19 protein-coding genes are annotated in these 19,067 nt (G+C 71.0%); 14 read left to right on the top strand and 5 right to left on the bottom strand.

Annotated features, from left to right (window positions below):
• Positions 1–133: 133 nt before the first annotated feature.
• The 8 genes from ABT340_RS01890 (at position 134) to ABT340_RS01925 (ending at position 8,970) form a co-directional block, all read left to right on the top strand.
• Positions 134–1,099, top strand: coding sequence for an ABC transporter substrate-binding protein (locus ABT340_RS01890; protein WP_352008743.1), 966 nt, complete (start codon positions 134–136; stop codon positions 1,097–1,099).
• Between the two features lie 150 nt (positions 1,100–1,249).
• Complete coding sequence (locus tag ABT340_RS01895) at positions 1,250–2,215, top strand: FecCD family ABC transporter permease (protein WP_386190274.1); 966 nt, start codon at positions 1,250–1,252, stop codon at positions 2,213–2,215.
• On the top strand, positions 2,212–2,985 hold the full coding sequence (locus tag ABT340_RS01900; protein ID WP_352008744.1) for an ABC transporter ATP-binding protein: 774 nt from the start codon (positions 2,212–2,214) through the stop codon (positions 2,983–2,985). Before ABT340_RS01895 ends, ABT340_RS01900 begins: the two co-directional genes overlap by 4 nt.
• Entirely contained in the window at positions 2,982–3,665 is a 684-nt protein-coding gene (locus ABT340_RS01905) for an adenosylcobinamide amidohydrolase (RefSeq protein WP_352008745.1), read from the top strand. Before ABT340_RS01900 ends, ABT340_RS01905 begins: the two co-directional genes overlap by 4 nt.
• A 159-nt stretch (positions 3,666–3,824) precedes the next feature.
• Positions 3,825–5,429 carry a zinc ribbon domain-containing protein gene (locus ABT340_RS01910; RefSeq protein WP_352008746.1) on the top strand — a complete coding sequence of 535 codons (1,605 nt, stop codon included), beginning with the start codon at positions 3,825–3,827 and terminating at the stop codon, positions 5,427–5,429.
• On the top strand, positions 5,429–7,021 hold the full coding sequence (locus ABT340_RS01915; RefSeq protein WP_352008747.1) for a serine/threonine-protein kinase: 1,593 nt from the start codon (positions 5,429–5,431) through the stop codon (positions 7,019–7,021). Before ABT340_RS01910 ends, ABT340_RS01915 begins: the two co-directional genes overlap by 1 nt.
• 79 nt (positions 7,022–7,100) lie before the next feature.
• The gene (locus tag ABT340_RS01920) at positions 7,101–8,306 is read left to right on the top strand and encodes a sensor histidine kinase (protein ID WP_352008748.1); all 1,206 of its coding nucleotides are present in this window, start codon (positions 7,101–7,103) and stop codon (positions 8,304–8,306) included.
• Positions 8,290–8,970, top strand: coding sequence for a response regulator (locus ABT340_RS01925; RefSeq protein ID WP_352008749.1), 681 nt, complete (start codon positions 8,290–8,292; stop codon positions 8,968–8,970). The genes ABT340_RS01920 and ABT340_RS01925 overlap by 17 nt, the downstream gene beginning before the upstream one ends.
• On the opposite strand, the gene ABT340_RS01930 is transcribed toward ABT340_RS01925, so the two are convergent.
• From ABT340_RS01930 to ABT340_RS01940, 3 genes are all read right to left on the bottom strand, one after another.
• Positions 8,910–9,614 (bottom strand): hypothetical protein, encoded by a 705-nt coding sequence (locus tag ABT340_RS01930; protein WP_352008750.1) that lies wholly within the window; start codon positions 9,612–9,614, stop codon positions 8,910–8,912. The genes ABT340_RS01925 and ABT340_RS01930 overlap by 61 nt on opposite strands.
• A 296-nt stretch (positions 9,615–9,910) precedes the next feature.
• Positions 9,911–10,564, bottom strand: a complete 654-nt coding sequence (locus ABT340_RS01935; RefSeq protein ID WP_352008751.1) for a TetR/AcrR family transcriptional regulator — start codon at positions 10,562–10,564, stop codon at positions 9,911–9,913.
• A gap of 28 nt (positions 10,565–10,592) precedes the next feature.
• Positions 10,593–11,438 carry a class I SAM-dependent methyltransferase gene (locus ABT340_RS01940; protein WP_352008752.1) on the bottom strand — a complete coding sequence of 282 codons (846 nt, stop codon included), beginning with the start codon at positions 11,436–11,438 and terminating at the stop codon, positions 10,593–10,595.
• 145 nt (positions 11,439–11,583) lie between these two features.
• Here ABT340_RS01940 and ABT340_RS01945 point away from each other — a divergent pair, with 145 nt between their 5' ends.
• The 5 genes from ABT340_RS01945 (at position 11,584) to ABT340_RS01965 (ending at position 17,111) form a co-directional block, all read left to right on the top strand.
• The gene (locus ABT340_RS01945; RefSeq protein ID WP_352008753.1) at positions 11,584–12,543 is read left to right on the top strand and encodes a LysR family transcriptional regulator; all 960 of its coding nucleotides are present in this window, start codon (positions 11,584–11,586) and stop codon (positions 12,541–12,543) included.
• A 19-nt stretch (positions 12,544–12,562) separates the two neighbouring features.
• Positions 12,563–13,048 carry an NUDIX domain-containing protein gene (locus ABT340_RS01950; RefSeq protein ID WP_352009448.1) on the top strand — a complete coding sequence of 162 codons (486 nt, stop codon included), beginning with the start codon at positions 12,563–12,565 and terminating at the stop codon, positions 13,046–13,048.
• 205 nt (positions 13,049–13,253) lie between these two features.
• Positions 13,254–15,344: a DUF6421 family protein gene (locus ABT340_RS01955; RefSeq protein WP_352008754.1), complete on the top strand. Its 2,091-nt coding sequence runs from the start codon at positions 13,254–13,256 to the stop codon at positions 15,342–15,344.
• The gene (locus ABT340_RS01960; protein WP_352008755.1) at positions 15,341–15,979 is read left to right on the top strand and encodes an SDR family NAD(P)-dependent oxidoreductase; all 639 of its coding nucleotides are present in this window, start codon (positions 15,341–15,343) and stop codon (positions 15,977–15,979) included. The genes ABT340_RS01955 and ABT340_RS01960 overlap by 4 nt, the downstream gene beginning before the upstream one ends.
• 67 nt (positions 15,980–16,046) lie before the next feature.
• Positions 16,047–17,111, top strand: coding sequence for a threonine aldolase family protein (locus ABT340_RS01965; protein WP_352008756.1), 1,065 nt, complete (start codon positions 16,047–16,049; stop codon positions 17,109–17,111).
• Between the two features lie 57 nt (positions 17,112–17,168).
• Here ABT340_RS01965 and ABT340_RS01970 read toward each other — a convergent pair whose 3' ends face one another.
• Both ABT340_RS01970 and ABT340_RS01975 read right to left on the bottom strand, forming a co-directional pair.
• On the bottom strand, positions 17,169–17,468 hold the full coding sequence (locus ABT340_RS01970; protein ID WP_352008757.1) for a DUF3467 domain-containing protein: 300 nt from the start codon (positions 17,466–17,468) through the stop codon (positions 17,169–17,171).
• A 130-nt stretch (positions 17,469–17,598) separates the two neighbouring features.
• The gene (locus ABT340_RS01975; protein WP_386190252.1) at positions 17,599–18,240 is read right to left on the bottom strand and encodes a DUF305 domain-containing protein; all 642 of its coding nucleotides are present in this window, start codon (positions 18,238–18,240) and stop codon (positions 17,599–17,601) included.
• A 113-nt stretch (positions 18,241–18,353) separates the two neighbouring features.
• On the opposite strand from ABT340_RS01975, the gene ABT340_RS01980 reads away from it, so the two are divergent.
• Positions 18,354–19,016 (top strand): thioredoxin-like domain-containing protein, encoded by a 663-nt coding sequence (locus tag ABT340_RS01980; RefSeq protein WP_352008759.1) that lies wholly within the window; start codon positions 18,354–18,356, stop codon positions 19,014–19,016.
• Positions 19,017–19,067 lie beyond the last annotated feature (51 nt).

Below are 19,067 nucleotides of genomic sequence, written 5' to 3' on the forward strand. Positions count from 1 at the left end.
TGGTCAGGGGAGCGTTCTCCCTGATCGAGCCAGGTCGCCTTCCGCTGTGCCGACGCTGTCTGCCCTCGTGGAAAGGGTGACCCCGTCCCTTCACGGGTCTCTCCTGTTCCGATGACCGAAAGGATCCCCCCGAGTGAGGCCCGTACGTATCGCCCTCGTCGGCGCGCTGTCCGGTGTGCTTGCCCTGTCCGGATGCGCCGGGAGCACCGAAGGCGCCGGAAACACCGGGAGCACGGCCGACCCGTCCGCGACGACGGCGCAGTCCCCGCAGGGGGCGGCCTTCCCCGTCACCGTTCAGGCGGGCAACGGCCCGGTCGTCGTCCAGAAGCGTCCGGAGCGCATCGTCTCGCTGTCGCCGACCGCGACCGAGAACCTCTTCGCCGTCGGCGCCGGCCCCCAGGTCGTCGCGGTGGACGACCAGTCGAACCACCCCGCGCAGGCGCCGAAGACCACCTTGTCCGGGTTCAAGCCGAACGTCGAGGCGATCGTCGCCAAGAAGCCCGACCTGGTCGTGCTCGCCAACGACATCGACGGCGTCGTCGGCAAGCTGGGCGCGCTCGGCGTCCCCGTGCTGGTCGAGCCCGCGGCGGCCAAACTCGACGACGCCTACGACCAGATCACCGACCTGGGCCTGGCCACCGGCAACGTGGACCGGGCCGAGGAGGTCGCCGACGGCATGAGGAAGCAGATCGAGGCCCTCGCCGCCGAGGCTCCCAAGGACAAGAAACTGACCTACTACCACGAACTGGACAGCACGCCGTACTCGGCGACCTCGACCACCTTCATCGGCCAGATCTACGGGCTGTTCGGGCTGACCAACATCGCGGACAAGGCCCCCGACGCGGCGGGCGGCTACCCCAAGCTCTCCGCCGAGTTCGTCGTCAAGGCCGACCCGGACATCGTCTTCCTCGCCGACACCAAGTGCTGCGGCCAGTCGCGGGAGACCCTCGCCAAGCGTCCCGGCTGGTCCGGGCTCTCGGCGATCAAGAAGGACCGGGTCGTCGCCCTCGACGACGACCTCGCCTCCCGCTGGGGTCCCCGCGTCGTCGACCTCGTCAAGCAGGTCGGCGAGGCCGTCCGGAAGACCGCGACCAGTTAGGTGACCGATCTCTCCCGTCCCTCAACGGGCTCGTCCTCGCCCGAGGTGGCCCCCGGCCTTCTCCGGACGGCGGGCAGGCGGCTTCCCCGCCGGACCGCGGGACCGCGCCCGTTCGTCACACTGGCGGCCTGCCTGCTGCTGCTGGCGAGCATGCTCGCCGCCCTGCTGGTCGGCGCGGCGGACATCGCGCCGCGCGGCGCCGCGCTGCAGTTGCTCGACTGGCTGCCGTTCGTCTCCGCCGACTCCGGGCTCGCGCCGGTCGAGCGGGCGTTGCTGCTGGAACTCAGGCTGCCCAGGGTCCTGCTCGCCGCGATCGTCGGCGGACTGCTGGCCTGTGCGGGCGCCGGATACCAGGGCGTGTTCCGCAATCCGCTGGCCGACCCCTACCTGCTGGGGGCCGCCGCCGGGGCGGGCCTGACGACGACGGCGGTGATCGTGTTCACGACCGGCGAGGGGGACACGCTCCTGGTGCCCGGCGCGGCGTTCGCCGGGGCGATCGGCGGTGTCCTGCTCGCCTACGCGCTGGGCAACGTCGCGGGGAGGGGCGGCGGCACCGCGACGCTGGTCCTGGCCGGGGTCGCCGTGACCTCCTTCCTCACCGCGGTCCAGACGTTCCTCCAGCAGCTCGACGTGGAGGAGCTCCAGCGCGTCTACGGCTGGATCCTCGGCAACGTCGGCGGCGGCTGGGAGCAGGTCAGGCTGATCCTGCCGTACGCGGCGGTCTCCGTCGTGGTCATGCTGCTGTACGGCAGGCTGCTCGACGTACTGTCGGTCGGCGACGACGAGGCGGCCAGCCTCGGCGTGAACGTCGCCAGGGTCAGGCTCGTGGTGCTGCTGGCCGCCTCGCTGGCCACCGCCTCCGCCGTGGCGGTCAGCGGGCTCATCGGCTTCGTCGGCATCGTCGTCCCACATGTGGTCCGTCGCCTGGCCGGGGGGTCCTACCGGGTGGTGCTGCCGTTGTCCCTGGTCGGCGGGGCCGTCTTCCTGGTCCTGGCCGACCTGGCCGCCAGGACCGTGATCGCCCCGGCCGAACTGCCCATCGGGGTGGTCACCGCCTTCGCGGGGGCGCCGTTCTTCGTGGCCGTGCTCCGCCTCACCCGGCGGGTGGAGACATGAGCCGCGTCGAGGCCAGGGGGCTCGGCGTCGTCCTCGGCGGGCGGGCCGTGCTGTCCGGTGTGGACCTGCGGGCGGGCGCGGGGGAGTGGCTCGCCGTCATCGGGGCCAACGGCGCGGGCAAGTCCACCCTGCTCAGGGCGTTGGCCGGGCTGCTTCCCCACTCGGGTGAGGTGCTCGTGGACGGCGCGCCGGTACGCGGGCTCAAACCGAGGGAACGGGCGCGACTGCTGGCCTACGCCCCGCAGACCCCGGCGCTCCCCGGGGACATGACGGTCTTCGACTACGCGATGCTCGGCCGCACGCCGTACATCCCGCACCTGGGCAGGGAGAGCCGGGAGGACCGGGAGGTGACCGCCTCGGTGCTCGACCGGCTCGACCTGTCCCCGCTGGCCGCCCGCGCGCTCGGCCACCTGTCGGGCGGGGAGCGCCAGCGGGTCGTGCTCGCCAGGGCGCTGACCCAGCGGGCGTCGGTGCTGCTGCTCGACGAGCCGACCACGGCCCTGGACCTGGGACACCAGCAGCAGGTCCTCGAACTCCTCGACCGGCTCAGGCTGGCCGACGGCCTGACCGTGGTCACGACGCTGCACGACCTGAGCGTCGCCGGGCAGTACGCCGACACGATGACGCTGGTCGCCGACGGTGGGGCCGCAGCGGCGGGCACTCCCGCGCACGTCCTCACCGAGGAACTGATCGGTGAGCACTTCGACGCCCGGGTCCGTGTGGTGGCCGACGCGGGCGGCAGACCACAGGTCCACCTGGAGCGCCCGTGAGACTCGGACTGAGCCGTCGTGAGGAGGACGGGGCCAGGCTGGCCTCGCTGCTGTGGGAGTGCGGCCCCGGCTGGCGGGCGATCTCCTCGGCGATGCTGGGCGGCGGCATCGGACCGGTCGAGTGGGTGCTCAACGCCCAGGTGGCCGGGGGCTACTCGCGGATGGACCCGGTGGCGCACCTGCTGGAGATGGCCCCGCCGGGGCCCGGGGTCGGCATGCTGACCGCGGCGGCCGTGGACCGGTTCACCACGGCCGCAGACGGGGGAGTCGAAGTCGCGGCGACCGTCGGCCTGCGCGTGCCGACCTGGGCGGCGGCCCCCGAGGGAACCCCCGACCCCGAGCTGGCGCCGATGTACCTGCCGGGGACGATCAACATCGTCGTCGCCGTCCCGGTGGCGATGACCGACGCCGCCCTGGTCAACACCGTCATGACGGTCACCGAGGCCAAGTCCCAGGCGCTGGCCGAGGAGGGCTTCCCGGGTACGGGCACCGCCTCGGACGCGGTCTGCGTCGCCGTACGGGAAGAGGGGCGGGCCGAGCTGTTCGGCGGCCCGCGCTCGACCTGGGGCGCCCGCGTCGCCCGCGCGGTGCACGCCGCCGTACGGCAGGGCGCCCGTGACTGGATGGGCAGGAACGGCCAGGCGGCTCGGGAACCATCTTCAGGACTGTCCGAAATGTAGGGATTGGTAGTTGATCTAGGCGTTGTTTTCGGGGGTCTGGCGGGATGTGTCCTGGTCGAACGGTGATTGTTTGTCTACTGAATACTTATCCGGGTGATGTTCTATTGACTTCTGCACTACGGTTGCCACGCTTGTCCTAATCCCCCCTATGGAGTGGCTATGCGGCGATTCGTCTTGGCTCTCGCGCTCCTCGGCGTCGTCGTCCCCGTGGCCGCCGCGACGGTCCCCGCGTTCGCGCACGAACATCCGAGTGGCATCACCGACCTGGTGACCCCGGCGGTCGTCAGGGTCGAGGCCAAGGCACGCGTCGACATCACCCTGCTCGACCACATCGGCGAACTGGTCCACGTCGAACGCTCCTACGACGTGCCGATCGGTGAGGGCACCGGCACCGTGGTCAACCCCGAGGGCGCCGTCGTCACCCTCACCAGGGTGGTCAGGACGGACAAGGACGTGGCGGTCCACGCCGCCAACAAGATCTTCGCCGAGCACCACAAGGTCAAGATCCCTGACGACTTCAAGCGGCACACCCTGAAGGACAAACTGCTCAACCACCACCTGCAGGAGTGCTACCCGCCGAAGCTGCCGACGGCCACCTGCATCGTCGACGTCACCACCGAGATCCGTGTCTTCCCCAACATCTCCCGGCCGGACGACGAGGGCTTCAAGGCCGAGATCACCCGTGTGGGGGACAAGCCGGACAGTCCCGCCGTGCTCGTGCCGGTCGGACGCGCGGACGCCAGCGCGGGCCTGCCGACGGCGCCGCTGGCGGCCCAGGTGCCGGACAAGGACTCCTGGCCGGTCGCGGTCGCCGGATTCACCAGACGGCCCGCGGCGGGCCTGCCGGAGACCGTGGACATCGCCCACCTGAGCGCCGGAGGCGCGGGCGAGGGCGGCAGAGGGTTCCGGGACCCGGAGAACAAGGTGGACGAGCCACGCAAACTGGGGGCGCTCGTCGACCGGGGCCTGCGCGGCGGCCCGGTGATCGAGGACAAGAAGGGGGAGGTCGTCGGCCTGCTCGTCGGAGGAGGCGAGGACGGCCGCATGATCGGGGTCCGGGAGGTCACCAAGGCCCTGGCCGAGGCCAGGGTCATTCCCAGGAGAGGGCCGATCGACGCGGCCTTCGAGCAGGCGCTGACCCGCTTCCACACCCACTACTACGGTGACGCGGTCCCCGCCTTCCAGCGTGTCCTCGACCTCTACCCGGGGCACGTCCTGGCGGCGGCGCACCTGAAGACGTCCCAGCAGAAACGCGGGACCGCCGAGGACGAGGGGGCCAGACGGGCCGCGGCCGCCGCCGGTGACAGCGCCGCCGGACCTCCCCTGTGGCCCTTCCTCGTCGTGGGAGGCGTGCTGGTGCTGGCCGTGCTGGCCGGGGCCTTCCTGCTGTGGCGCCGGAGGGGGAACGAAGAGGAGGAGGCCGAGGAGGAGCCGGTACGGAACACGCCGCCCCCCGGACCGCGGCCCGCACCCCGCCCTGAGCCTCGCCCCGGGGCACAGGCGGACAGGCGCGGGGCACCGGACGAGACGGCCGACGCCACCGTCGTGGTCGGCCGTTCCTTCCCCGCGCTGCCCAGGACGACCACCGCGCCGGGCACTCCCGTGCTGGTCGCGCGGGACCCGGGCGGCGGGCCCGGCACCAGGGAGACCGCGACCAGGCCGGACACCGTCCCCGTCAAACAGAAGTACTGCACCGCCTGCGGGATGCGGCTGGGGCCCGCGCACCGCTTCTGTGGCTACTGCGGCCACCCCACGGAGGCGTGATGGCCCAGAACGACAGAGCCCTGATCGGCCAGGAGGTGGCCGGATACCGCGTCGAGGACCTGATCGGCAAGGGCGGCATGGCGGTGGTCTACCTCGCCATCGACTCCCGGCTGAACCGCAAGGTGGCGCTGAAGGTCCTCAACCCGCTGCTGGGCGAGGACGAGCGCTTCCGCCAGCGCTTCGTGCTGGAGTCGCGGACGGTCGCGAGCATCGACCACCCCAACATCATCCCGGTCTACGAGGCCGACGCGGCCGAGGACGGCACGCTCTACATCGCGATGCGCTACGTGGACGGCCCCGACCTGCGGCGCCTGTTCTACGACCGGGGGCTGATGCCGGTCGGCCAGGCCAACAGGATCTTCGCCCAGGTGGCGGCGGCGCTGGACACCGCGCACGCGCACGACCTCATCCACCGCGACGTCAAACCGGCCAACATCCTGATCGCGGGCCACACCGAGGGCGACCACGCCTACCTCACCGACTTCGGCATCACCAAGCACCTCACCTCGCTCTCCGGGCTGACCCAGACCGACCAGTTCATCGGCACGCCCCGCTACATGTCCCCCGAGCAGATCAACAAGGAGCGCGTCGACGGACGCTGCGACCAGTACGGCCTGGCGTGCGTGGTCTACGAGGCGCTGGCCGGGCGGCTGCCGTTCCGGCGGGACAACGAGATCGCGCTGCTGTGGGCACACCTGGCCGAGACGCCGACCCCGCTCAGCTCGCTGCGGCCCGAGCTGCCGATGGAGGTGGACGGCGTCATGGCGCGGGCGCTGGCCAAGTCACCCGAGCAGCGCTACGACACCTGCACGCAGTTCGTCACCGAGCTGCGGGACGCGATCAGCGGCCAGTCCTACCGGCTCGCGGAGGCGGCCCCCCAGGACCTTCAGGCCTCCCGGACCTCCCAGGCCGAGCCGGAGGCACCCACGAGGAGGCCCGCGCCGGAAGCCTCGCGGAAGGCCTCCCCGCGCAAACGCGGGAAGGGGCGGGGGATCGTCGTCGGCGCGGGCGTCGCCGTGGCGGCCGTCGTCGCGCTGGTCGCGGTGCTCGCCACCGTCCTGAGGGGCGGCGGCGAGTGGACGCCGTACGCGGGATCGTCCGCGGTGCCGGTCGCCTTCGAGCATCCGCCGAGCTGGACCCCCCGCGCGCACGCCGACGTGTTCGTGGTCGCCTCCCCGAAGGCCGGGGAGTTCGACGCGCTGTTCGGCACGCCGGTCACCGCCGACTGGGCGGCGGTCAACGAGATCATCAAGGCCTCCCCGGCGGAGGCGACCGGGATCTACGCGCAGACCCTCGACACCCTCGACCCGCGGAGCGGGGCCCAGCAGCTCCAGGAGACCCTGCAGTCCTCGCTGCCGGGCACGGTCAACGTCTCCTCCGAGGTCGTCCAGGTGCTGGTGGGCGGCAAGCCGGCCGTACGGCTCGAAGGCTCGATCACCGACCCGCAGCGCGGCGGCAGACTGGACTTCACCGGATGGGCCGTGGAACGACCGGGCAAACCCGCCCTCATGATTTACTTCTGCGCGCCGGGCACCTGTGACAGCTCGCTGGCCAATCGGTTCGTGCGGAGCGTGTCCTTCGGGACCTCCTGACTTGTGGCCCACTTGTAAGCCACTTGCCTGGGCGTTTTGTCCTGTATGCACGGAGGGCGGAAGGGATTAGTCTCCCCGCATGGCGGTTCCCTCTCCCCTCCTGCGACGCTCCGGCGCCGCTTTCCTCGCCCGGCACCTCCGCACGGTGCCCAGGGCTGATCTGCTGATCGGCCTGGCCGTCATCGCACTCGGCACGCTGGAGGCCTTCACCGTCGCCGCCGACCACGGCGCGGCGCAGACCCCCGAACTGTGGTGGATCGGTCAGGCGCTCGTCACCGGGGTACTGGTGTGGTTCCGGCGCAAGGCGCCGGTCGCGGTCTTCATCCTGATGATCCTCGCCCAGTACGCCTGGCACCGGCAGGGCTACGAAGGCTGCCAGACCTGGCAGCTGGCCTCCCTGCTGATCGTCTTCCACACGGTCGCCGCCGAGCTGCCCGTCAAGCCGGGCCTGGCCTGGGCCGTGACCGGCATCCTGGTCTTCGACTCCGGTGCCGTCGACCACCGCCTGCTGCCCTTCGACGAGGTCATCTTCCTCACCGTCATCTTCGGTGCCGCCTACCTCACCGGCCTGGCCGTGCGCGCCTACGCCACCAGGGCGCACCGTCTGGCCGCCCACGCCGTACAACTGGAACGTGACAGGGAACGCCAGGCCGCCGAGGCCGTCGCCCAGGAACGCACCCGCATCGCCCGCGAGCTGCACGACGTGGTCGCCCACAGCGTCAGCATGATGGTCATGCAGGCCGGGGTGATGCGCCGGATGGGAAGCCCGCACGAGGACATGCTGCTCGGCATCGAGCGGATGGGCCGGGAGGCGGTGGACGAACTGCGCGTCATGCTCGGCGCGCTGCGCATGCCGCTCGACGAGGCCATCCCGCAGCCGGGACTCGACCTGCTGGCCGGCACGGTCACCTCGCTGGCCTCCTCCGGGCTGCGGATCAGCCTCGACGTCGTCGGCGATCCGGTACGGCTGCCCCCCGGCCTCGACCTGTCGGCCTACCGCATCGCGCAGGAGGCCCTGACCAACGCGGTCAAGCACGGCGGCGAGTCCGAGATCACGATCACCATCACCTACCACGGTGACCACATCGAACTTGAGGTCCTGGACGGCGGCGGCGGAGCCCCGTCCGAGCTGTCGACGGGCAACGGCCTCGTCGGCATGCGCGAGCGCGCCGCGCTCTTCGGCGGCCGCTTCGAAGCGGGCCCCCGCCCGGAGGGCGGTTTCCGTGTCCACGCATCCCTGCCTATCTCCCACCAGGAGGTGTTCGCCGATGAACGGATCAACTGAGACGAGCATTCGTGTCGTGATCGCCGACGACCAGGCCATGGTCCGCGCCGGGCTGAAGCTCGTCGTGGAGAGCGAGGCGGGCATGGAGGTCGTCGGGGAGGCGGCGGACGGGCTCGAAGCCGTCTCCGTCGCCCGCCGTACCCGGCCTGACATCGTGCTGATGGACATCTCCATGCCTCGCATGGACGGCCTCACCGCGGCCAGGCAGCTCCTCGGCCAGCCCGCCCCGCCGAAGGTGGTGATGCTGACCACCTTCGACACCGACGAGAACCTCTACGCCGCGCTGCGCGCCGGGACCAGCGGGTTCCTGCTGAAGGTCTCGCCCCCCGAGCAGCTCGTCGAGGCCATCCGGGTCGTCGTCGGCGGTGACGCGCTGCTCGATCCGGCGGTCACCACCCGGGTCATCGCCTCCTTCGCGGGCCGCCACGACCCGGCGCCCCCGCCGCAGCTGGCCGAGCTGACCCCGCGCGAACTTGAGGTGCTGCGCTTCCTGGCCAGAGGCATGACCAACGCCGAGATCGCCGGGGAGCTCTTCGTCGGTGAGGCCACGGTCAAGACGCACGTCGCGCGGGTGCTCATGAAGCTTCATCTGCGGGATCGGGCTCAGGCCGTGGTGTTCGCGTACGAGTCGGGCGTGGTACGGCCGGGCGCGTCCGTGGGGTAGTGGGAGACCCACTCCGTGCGGCTCATCCTGAGCATCTTGACGCCGAGTGAGCCGATCGCGACCGCGCTGGCGCCCCACAGCGCGACCGAGGCGGGGCCGTACGGAACGACCAGGGAGGTGCCGTAGCCGATCGCGACGACGAGCGGCACCCACCAGTGCGCGAACCCGGCCCGCCACACGCCGGCCAGCAGGACCGGCATGCCGAAGATGGCGAAGAAGAGCCAGGGCATCTGGAAGCCGAAGACGACGCCGGGCAGGTTCAGCATCTCGTCGAGGATCTTGGCGGCCTGCTCGGGGGTGTTGCGCTGCCCCAGCCACCACTCCACCGGATCGATCATGAGCATGCCCGACAGGTTGATGTAGCCGAGCGCGGTGAGTGGGCCCACGATGTGGCCGAAGACCACGGCCCTGCGGCGCATCACATGCAACAGGGCGATGGCGGCCAGGGCCATGAGCAGGTAGGACCAGTGGTACAGAGCCGACTGGGCCTGGGCCAGGGCCGGGTTGTCGCCGTAGCTGACGGCCTCCCGGTCGTCGCCCCAGGTGCCGGGGTCGATGATGACGGCGATCGTCTGCAGGAGGGGCGCGACGATCAGCAGTGTGCCGGACGCGATACGCCTGAAGTCGGCTGAGTCCTTGAACATCGGGAATTCCTTGCTGTGCCTTGCTGTGCGGAACCAATGCAAGGAAGGTAGGCCCGTCCCCGGCGCCGGGTCGTCCGCCGGGGGAGGGACCCACTCTCCACCCGGCGGCGTATCATCCCGCGACGCCGTTCCTTAGAAACAGGTCGGAGCGCTGCCCGGCAGACAGGGGCACTGGTTCCCGCCTCCGTCGCTCACCTGTCCGGAACGTGCCCGGATGACGTATCCCGCGTTGCCCGAGCCGGTGTTGCCGGCCGGAGGGAGCGGAGGAAGGGCCGGGGCGCCGCTCCTGGCCTCGTTCACGACGTGCATGCCACCCCGGAGGGGGCGAGGCCGTTCATCAGGGTGGCTATCAGGGCGTCGGCCGTGGCGGGGGGAACGTCGGCGGGGACGGGGGCGCCGCGCAGGAGGCGGGGGAGGACCAGTTCGTGGCAGACGCCGACGAGTAGCGTGGCGGCGGCCTCGGGGTCGGCCGAGGGGGTCAGGCGGCCGAGGTCGCGTTCCGCGCGCAGATAGCCGGCGAGCATCGCCTGCAGCCCCCTGCCCTCGCCGAGGGGGTTGGGCAGCGCGTCGAAGCGGGCGAGCACCTCGGGCTGGGGGAGCAGGCCCGCGAAGGCGGGCAGGAAGGCCCTGTGCAGGGCGAGACCGTAGGTGAGGCAGGCGCGCAGGTTGCCGGCGACGGTGCCCTCACCCGGCCTGGCGGGCAGCGGGCCGAGGTCGCGCTCGACCGAGCGGACGTGGGCGTGCAGCGCCAGCGCCAGCAACTCCTCCTTGCCCTCGAAGTGGTTGTACAGCACGCCGTCCGCGACCCGTGCCGCACGGGCGATGTCGCGGACGGTGAGTCCGGTGGTGCCGCGTTCGGCGATGAGCCGTCCGGCGGTGGCGACGAGGTGTTCGCGCAGGCTCAGGCCGTCGGTGCCGTCACGCAGGGCGGCCGCTTTTCTCGGTGACATCACCCCGCATCCTAGTGAGCCGGGTGGGTCACGGCCGGGTGGCGGTGATCAGCCAGGCGGCGCCGCGCAGCCGTACGGCACCGGACCGTTCGAAGGGGCGCATCGCCTCGGTGAGGGCGTCGAGGGCGTGGGAGGCCGACTCCTGATGGACCTGGCCGAGCATGAAACGGACGGGACCCCAGGCTCCCAGGAAGGCCGCCGCGTCCTCGGTGTCCGCCCCCCATGTCTGGGGAGCGTCCACGGGGGTCGCGGCCACGTTCTCGAAGCCCGCGGCGGTGAGCACCTCGTGGACGCGGACGGGGTCGGCCAGTGACTCGGGGCCGGGCCCGCCGGGTTCTGTCGTGGCGGGGCGACGCGGCAGGTGCGGGGTCATCGCGGCGAGGACGCGGCCCAGGTCCTGGTCGTCCAGGTTCCGCAGCGACAGCATGGCCAGGCGCCCGCCGGGGCGCAGCGCGCGGCCGATGTTGGCGAACGCGGCGACAGGGTCGGCGAAGAACATGATCCCGAACCGGCTCGTCGCCACGTCGAACCGGCCGGAGGGCAGCGGGTGGACCTGGGCGTCGCCCTGCTCGAAGGTCACGTTGGCGACGCCCTCGGCGTCCGCGCTCGCGCGGGCCCGCGCGAGCATGGGGGCCGACAGGTCGAGGCCGGTCGCGTGGCCGTGCCGGGCCAGCCGGGCGGCCAGCCTGGTCACCCGCCCGTTGCCGCAGCCGACGTCCAGCACCGTGTCCCGCTCCCCGACGGCCGCCGCCGCGAGCAGGGGTTCGTTGAAGGCGTCGTTCACGGCGTCGTAGCGGTCCTGGTGGTCGGCCCAGTGGTTGCCCTCGTAGCCGTTCCAGGCCTCGGACTGGCGGACGTTGACGACGGAGCCCATGCTTCCTCCCGAACTGATATGAACGAACGTTCATGAACGTTCGTTCATGATGGGGCGCGGAGCGGGAGGGTGTCAACCGCACGTGCCCCGGGCTCTTCGCCGATTAGGTCTTACTGGAAAGCTTCTTTGCTTTTACTCTCGATGCGTGGATCTCCAGGTTCGTCATCTGAGGGTGCTGTGTGCGATCGCGGACAGCGGGAGCATCTCCAAGGCGGCCGTGACCCTGAAGATGTCCCAGCCCGCGCTCACCGCTCAGCTGCGCCGTATCGAGCAGATGTTCGGCGACCCCCTGTTCGACAGGGGCCCCGAGGGCGCCCGCCCGACCATGCTCGGCGAGTGGCTGCTCGTCCGCTCCCGCTCCCTGGTCTCGGCCGTCGACGAGTTGGAGCGGACGGCCAGGCGTTACGCGCCCCCGCAGGTGGAGACGGCGCCGATCCGGGTCGGCTGCGCCCCGACCCGGCTGCGGATCTACCTGGCCAAGACCCTCCGCAGGCTGCTGCCCGGCGCGGAGATCAGGCTGCTCACCGAGCAGACGATCGACACGTTGCCCGGCCTGCTCGAATCGGAGCGGATCGAGCTGGCGACCCTCGACGACTATCCGGACCACCGGCTCTGCGCGCCGCCCGGCGCGGTGTACACCGCCATCGCGGTGGAGCCGCTCTTCGTCGGCCTGCCCGCGGGCCACCCGCTGGCCGAGCACGAGGAGGTCGAGCTGCGCGACCTCGCCGAGGAGGACTGGGCGCTGCCGACCCCGCTTGAGTCGGGGCCCAGGGAGTACTTCTGGAACACCTGTGCCGCGCACGGCTTCGCCCCGCGCGTGGCCTACGGCGTCAACCTGGAGGTCGGGGTCGACCTGGTCGCGGAGGGGCGCTGCGTCAGCCTGTTCCAGGCGACCGTCCCGGCCAGGGAGGGCATCGCGATCCGCCCGCTGGCCGGCTCGCCCCTGCGCTTCCGGCACCTCATCGGATGGACCGCTCCCGGGCCGATCACCGCGCACGCCGACGCCCTGGTGCGGGCGCTGACCACCACCTACTGGACGGAGTCGCAACGGGCTCCCGCCTACCGGGACTGGCTGGAAAGGCACGGGCCGCTGAAGCGGTTGTGAGCCGTAGTCTCGCGGCGTGATGACCAGGAACTCGCACTGCTCCTTCTGCGGCAGTGCATACGCCCTCGACCAGGCGTGGCCGCGCACCTGCTCCTTCTGCGGCAACACCGCCTACCTCAACCCGCTGCCGGTCGCCGTGATGCTGCTGCCCGTCGACGACGGCGTGCTGGTGATCCGCCGCGGCGTCGAACCGCACCGGGGCGGCCTCGCCCTGCCGGGCGGCTTCGTCGACGTGGGGGAGTCCTGGCAGCAGGCGGCGGTCAGGGAGCTCCGCGAGGAGACGGGGGTCGTCGTCGGCGCGGACGACGTCCGGCTCCTCGACGTGCTCAGCGCCCCCGACGGCACCGTGCTGATCTTCGCCATGGGGCCGGAGACCTCCTCCGCCGCGCTCCCGCCGGTTGTGCCGACCGATGAGACGACGGAGTGGCTGACGATCGACGGGCCACGCGAGCTGGCCTTCCCGCTGCACACCAGGGTCGTGGCGGACTACTTCGCCGCTAGGTGACCTCCCGGGGCGGGCCCGCCGCGTCGGGCCCGCCCCCCATCCCGTACGGCCACGTGTATTGGTCCGTCCGAAACCTCCTCCCCGGGGGCCTCGCCGTGCCCTTGCCCGGGTGATCCACACCGCTCCTGCCGTAAGAGGTGTGTCAATATTCGGGCATCTTGTGTATATTTTCCGTCGTTGGCTCACATCTGAGGGAGGATTTATCGTGCGAGCGTTCCCACGGGTGCTCTTCGACGAGGCACACAACGAGTCATGGACCATCCGCAGGGACGTGGCCGAAACGATGAATCCGGGGCATCCCGACGACAACAGCTACGCCCGCGCCGCCGAGACGCTGCGCCGCCTCGGGCACACCGTGGCCGCGCACACCGGCGGACCGATCACCCCGGCCCTCCTCGCCGGGCAGGACGTCCTCGTGATCGCCCACCCCTCCGCCGACCGCTGGGAGCGCACCACGGGCCTGGGCAGCCCCGTCCTGCCGGTCGAGGAGCTCGACGCGATCGAGGACCACGTCACGGCCGGAGGCGGCCTGGTCGTGCTCGCCGAGTGCGAGCAGGAGAAGTACGGCAGCAACCTCGCCGAACTGCTCGGCCGCTTCGGCGTCACCGTCGAGCACACCACCGTCCAGGACCCCGGGAACTCCCACAACGGCGTGGCCTCCTGGGTCCTCGGCGTCCCCGGCGACCCCTCGCAGCGGGAGGACCCGCTGGCCGGGGCGCGCAGGGCGTGCTTCTACCGGGCGGGCGTCCTGACCGGCCCCGAGCACGCGAACGTGCTGTTCCGGACCTCGCGGACCGCCGACCCCGCCGACGCGCCCCTGGCGCTGGCCGTACGGCACGGCGAGGGCAGGGTCGTGGTCGTCGCCGACTCCGACCTGTTCGGTGACGACTCGATCGGCGACTACGACCACGCCGTGCTCTGGGGCAACCTCGTCACCTGGGCCGCCCGGGTGCCCGTCCCCGCCGGGCGCCGGGAGACCCAGGAGGTCCAGGAAGTCTCCGTGGTCCGCGAGTCCTTCCAGGCACTCAAGGCGGCCGTCGAGGCGCTCCAGCCGCTGCAGGCCAAGGACGGCTCCGTCGAGGGCGACCGGGACAGGGCGGTCGAGCTGATCGCCGAGATCGTCGAACACGTCGCACGGCTCGCCCCGTGCTTCCCCCACGACGAGGCCTACCTCACCGCGGTGGTCGCCGACCTGCGCAAGTGGGTCGAGCAGGGCCTGGGCGTCCCCGACTTCCTGGACTCCCTCGACGCCTTCCACCCCGACACCCAGCGGATCGACGGCCTCGAACACCTGGTCGTCTTCCCGATGTACACCCAGAACGGAAGCGTCCGCCGCCACCTGGAGGCCGTGCTGATCCGCACGGTCTGGCCCGAGTGGCTGGCGAACCTGGAGAACGAGCGCTACGACAACCCGCTCTTCGTGCCGATCGCCTTCGAGGACTTCACCTCCGGCTACGACACCAACTCCGCCGTCCTGTTCCCCGAGACCGTCGCGGTGCGCCAGACCCCGGCCCGTTTCACCTGGGGCGGCATCTTCTGCGACCGGGAGGCCGCCCGCTTCCGCGCGGTCAGCGGGGCCGCCGCCGAGACGCTCAAACTCGCGCTGCCGCCGGACGCGGCGCGGCTGGTCGCCTCGCAGGAACTGGCCCAGGACACCTTCGTGCTCTGGGACCTGATCCACGACCGCACGCACAGCCACGGCGACCTGCCGTTCGACCCGTTCATGATCAAGCAGCGCATGCCGTACTGGCTCTACTCCCTTGAGGAGCTGCGCTGCGACCTGACCGCGTTCGGCGAGGCCGTGAAGCTGGAGCGGGAGGGCGTCCCGCACGCCCGCTACGTCCAGATCGCCATCCTGTTCGACCGGCTGTTCCGCTTCCCGATCACCGGTGACCGGGTCCGCAACTACGACGGTCTCGGCGGGCAGCTGCTCTTCGCCTACCTGCACCGCAACGACATCGTCAGGTGGACGGACAACCGGCTCAGCGTCGCCTGGGACCGGGTCGCCGACGGCGTCGCCGACCTGCGGGGCGAGGTGGAGAAGCTCTACCGGGACGGAATCGACCGCTCCAAGCTCGCCCACTGGCTGGCCGCCCACCAGCTCGTCGCCGCCTACGTGGAGCCGCACCCGGCCTCCGTCTGGCACCGGGGGGTGGACGCGCTGCCGGTCGAGGGCTTCCCCAAGGCCGTGGTGGACGCGGTGCTGCCCGACGAGTTCCCCCTGAGCATGTTCTACGAGGCCCTGCGCCGTAAGCTCGGCGATGTCGTCGAGTCCACGAGGGGAATCCGGGCATGATCATTCTGGTGACGGGCGCGGCCGGGCCCGCGGGCAGGGCGGTCGTACGCCGCTTCACGGACAAGGGACACACCGTCATCGGTGTCGACAGGTCAGGCGCGGAGGGCACCCTCCCGGTCGACCTGCTCGACGCCGAGGCGGTCAGGCGGCTGGCCGCCGACGTCCAGGCCGAGCACGGCCGGCTGGACGGCGTCGTGCACCTGGTCGGCGGCTGGCGCGGCTCGAAGACCTTCGCCGAGACCAGGCTTGAGGACTGGGACCTGCTGCACGACCTGCTGGTCCGCACCCTGCAGCACGTCACCCTCGCCTTCGAGCCGCTGCTGAGGGCGAGCGGACGGGGCAGGTTCGCCATCGTCTCCGCGCTGGCCGCCGAACGGCCGACCCAGGGCAACGCCGCCTACGGCGCCGCCAAGGCCGCGGCCGAGGCCTGGACCCTGGCCTTCGCCGACGCCCTTGAGGGCTCGGGCTCGACGGCGAACGTCCTGGTCGTCAAGGCCCTGGTGAACCAGGCCATGCGGGAGGCCGCCCCCGAGCGGACCTTCCCCGGGTTCACCGACGTCGACGACCTCGCCGAGGCGATCGACGGCCTGTGGGACACCGACAGGAACGGCGAAAGGATCGTCCTGGCCCCGTGAGGCGGGACGGCGAGAACGACGCGGGCGGCCGGACACCGAAAGGCGGCCGCCCGACCAAGGGGAAGAAGTGACAGACGCCATCCGCAGACACGACCCGCTGGTCAAGGGATTCGCCAGCGACAACTACGCCGGAGTGCACCCGGAGATCCTCCAGGCCCTCGTCCTGGCCAACGAGGGGCACCAGATCTCCTACGGCGAGGACGTCTACACCGAGGCCCTCCAGGAGGTCTTCCGCGGCCACTTCGGCCCCCTGGCGCAGGCGTGGCCGGTCTTCAACGGCACCGGGGCCAACGTGGTCGCGCTGCGCGCGATGACCGCCCCCTGGGAGGCGGTCGTCTGCGCGGAGTCCGCGCACATCCACACCGACGAGGGCGGGGCCCCGGAACGGTCGGCCGGCCTCAAGCTGCTCACCGTCGCCACCCCGGACGGCAAGCTCACCCCCGAGCTGGTCGACACCCAGGCCTGGGGTTTCGGCGACGAGCACCGCGCCCAGCCCAGAGTCGTCTCGATCACCCAGGCGACGGAGCTGGGCACCCTCTACACCCCCGACGAGGTCAGGGCGATCTGCGAGCACGCCCACCAGCTCGGCATGCTCGTCCACCTCGACGGCGCCCGCGCGGCCAACGCGGCCGCCGCGCTCGGGGTGCCGCTGCGCGCCTTCACCACGGACGCCGGGGTGGACGTGCTGTCCTTCGGCGGCACCAAGGCCGGACTGATGTTCGGCGAGGCGATCGTGGTCCTCAACCCCGACGCCGTCAGGGGGCTGCGCTACCTGCGCAAGAGCGCGATGCAGCTCGCCTCCAAGATGAGATTCGTCTCGGTGCAGTTCGAGGCGCTGCTCGCCGGTGACCTGTGGCTGCGCAACGCGCGCAACGCCAACGCCATGGCCCGCAGACTGGCCGACGCCGTACGGGAGATCCCCGGGGTCGAGGTGCCCAGGCCCGTGCAGGCCAACGCCGTCTTCGCGGTCCTGCCCGCCGAGGTGACGCAGCGGCTGCAGAAGCGTTTCCGCTTCTACACCTGGAACGAGGCCGCCGGGGAGGTCCGCTGGATGACCGCCTTCGACACCACGGAGGCGGATGTGGACGCCTTCGCCGCCGCCGTGGCCGAGGAGATGCGCGCGCAGGCGTGAGGACACGCGGCCCGGTCCCGTACGGCTGACGCCGGGGGAGAGTCGCGCGGGGACGGGTCAGGACTTCCTGCCCGTCTCCTTCTCGTATGCGGTCAGCTGCTGTTCCAGAGCCTTCATGAGTTCGAACACCTGGCTCGGGGGGATGCGGATCCGGCTGACGATCCTGGTCGGCACACTGACGAAGTGCTGGCCCGACGAGGGGTCGTTGGCGAGCTGGGGCGGCCTGGTGATCACCGCGAAGTCCAGGACGAAGCCATCTTCGGTGTGCCACACCGATGCGAAGTTGGCGTACTGCCCGGCCTCGACCTCGGCGGAGATGCTCACCTCCAGGCGGTTCTCCGGTTCGTCGTTCACCATTTCTGTTCTATCTCCTCCGGCCAGGTTGCTCAATGCTGCCCTGGCCGGGGGAACGGGCGGCGCAGGGGCGCGCCGACCTCGTCGAGGCGGACGCCGTACAGGGGGTGGGCCCGGGAACGACCGGGGAGAGCTAGAGGATCGAGGGCAGTGGCCTGGCCCCGCGCTGGGCCAGCATGTCGGTCATCAGCTTGATCTCTCCCGTCTGGCCCGCGACGATGTGCCGCGCCAGGGTGGCCACCTCGTCGCGGTCCGACAGTTTCAGCAGCCCCTCGCTCATCTGCACGCCGCCCTCGTGGTGGCGGATCATGAGCTGAAGGAAGAGGATCTCCTGCTCCTTGCCCGTGGCCTCGCGGAGCCTCTTGAGCTCCTCCTGGCTGGCCATACCGGGCATCGCACCCGGGGCCGCCGCCGTTACGCCGTGGCCGTGACCGGACATCCAGGCCATCGGCGGGCGCTCGGTCGACTGGTTGAGCCCCCACTGCTGGAGCCAGCCGCCGAACATCCCGCGCTGGGCGGTCTGCGTGACGATGATGTCGTAGGTGAGCACCCGCAGGGGATCGTTCGTCGTGTCGTCCCGCATGATGAAGGCCATCTCGACGGCCTGCGAGTGGTGCGTGGCCATGTCACGGGCATAGCCGGCTTCGGCAGAGGAGTCGGTGGGGGACTGCCTACCCCCCAGGAACAGCACGGAGCCGACGAGCGCGAAAACGATGACTATCGCAAGGATCGTCCACGGTCGACGTGATCTGGGGCGTTCTACGGGGGTCTCCATCGCCTAGTCAGCCTACCGGTTACCAGCTGTGGGGAGGGAGTGCGGTACTTATTCCCGCTATACGTAGGTAGCGCATAAGGTGACTCGGACATGGTTTGCCCCCTGGAGGATTGATGATCAAGGAAGAGGCACGGTCGAGACGTGAGCGTCTCAACCAGATGCGTGAACAGCAGAAGCGCCGTGAGCGCCGTGCCGGGATCATCATGTGGGGGGCCGGAGGCCTGGTCGTTCTGCTGCTCGTCGGAGTGGTCGGCTTCTACCTCGTCAACGAGCGGGCGCAGACCTCACTGGATTCGGTGACAAGCGCCAAATACGCGGGCGGATCGCACAAGGAAACCAAGATCAAATATGCGGAGAACCCCCCGATGGGCGGGGAGCACAACTCCGTATGGCAGCGCTGTGGCATCTACGACGAGCCCGTGAACAACGAGAACGCCGTGCACTCCCTGGAGCACGGCGCGGTGTGGATCACCTATCGGCCCGACCTTCCCAAGGACCAGGTCGAGACGTTGAAGAAGGCCGCATCGAGCGACTACATGCTTCTCAGCCCCTACCCGGGTCTCCCCAAGCCCGTCGTGCTGAGCTCCTGGAACAAGCAGCTGCAGCTCGACAGCGCGGACGATCCGCGACTGGCCAAGTTCGTCGCGAAGTACAAGAACAGTCCTGAGACCCCCGAGCTCGGCGCCTCCTGCGAGGGTCCGAACAGCGTCGACAAGCCCGCGTCGCAGAACCCCATTCCCGACGCCACGCCCGCTCCCTCCTCAAGCGCCTCCTGACGACAGGGAGGGCGGCGACCTCGCCGCCCTCCCGCCACGCGGGCGCCGAGG

It is taken from the genome of Streptosporangium sp. NPDC000239, assembly GCF_040300765.1.
GTDB lineage: Bacteria > Actinomycetota > Actinomycetes > Streptosporangiales > Streptosporangiaceae > Streptosporangium.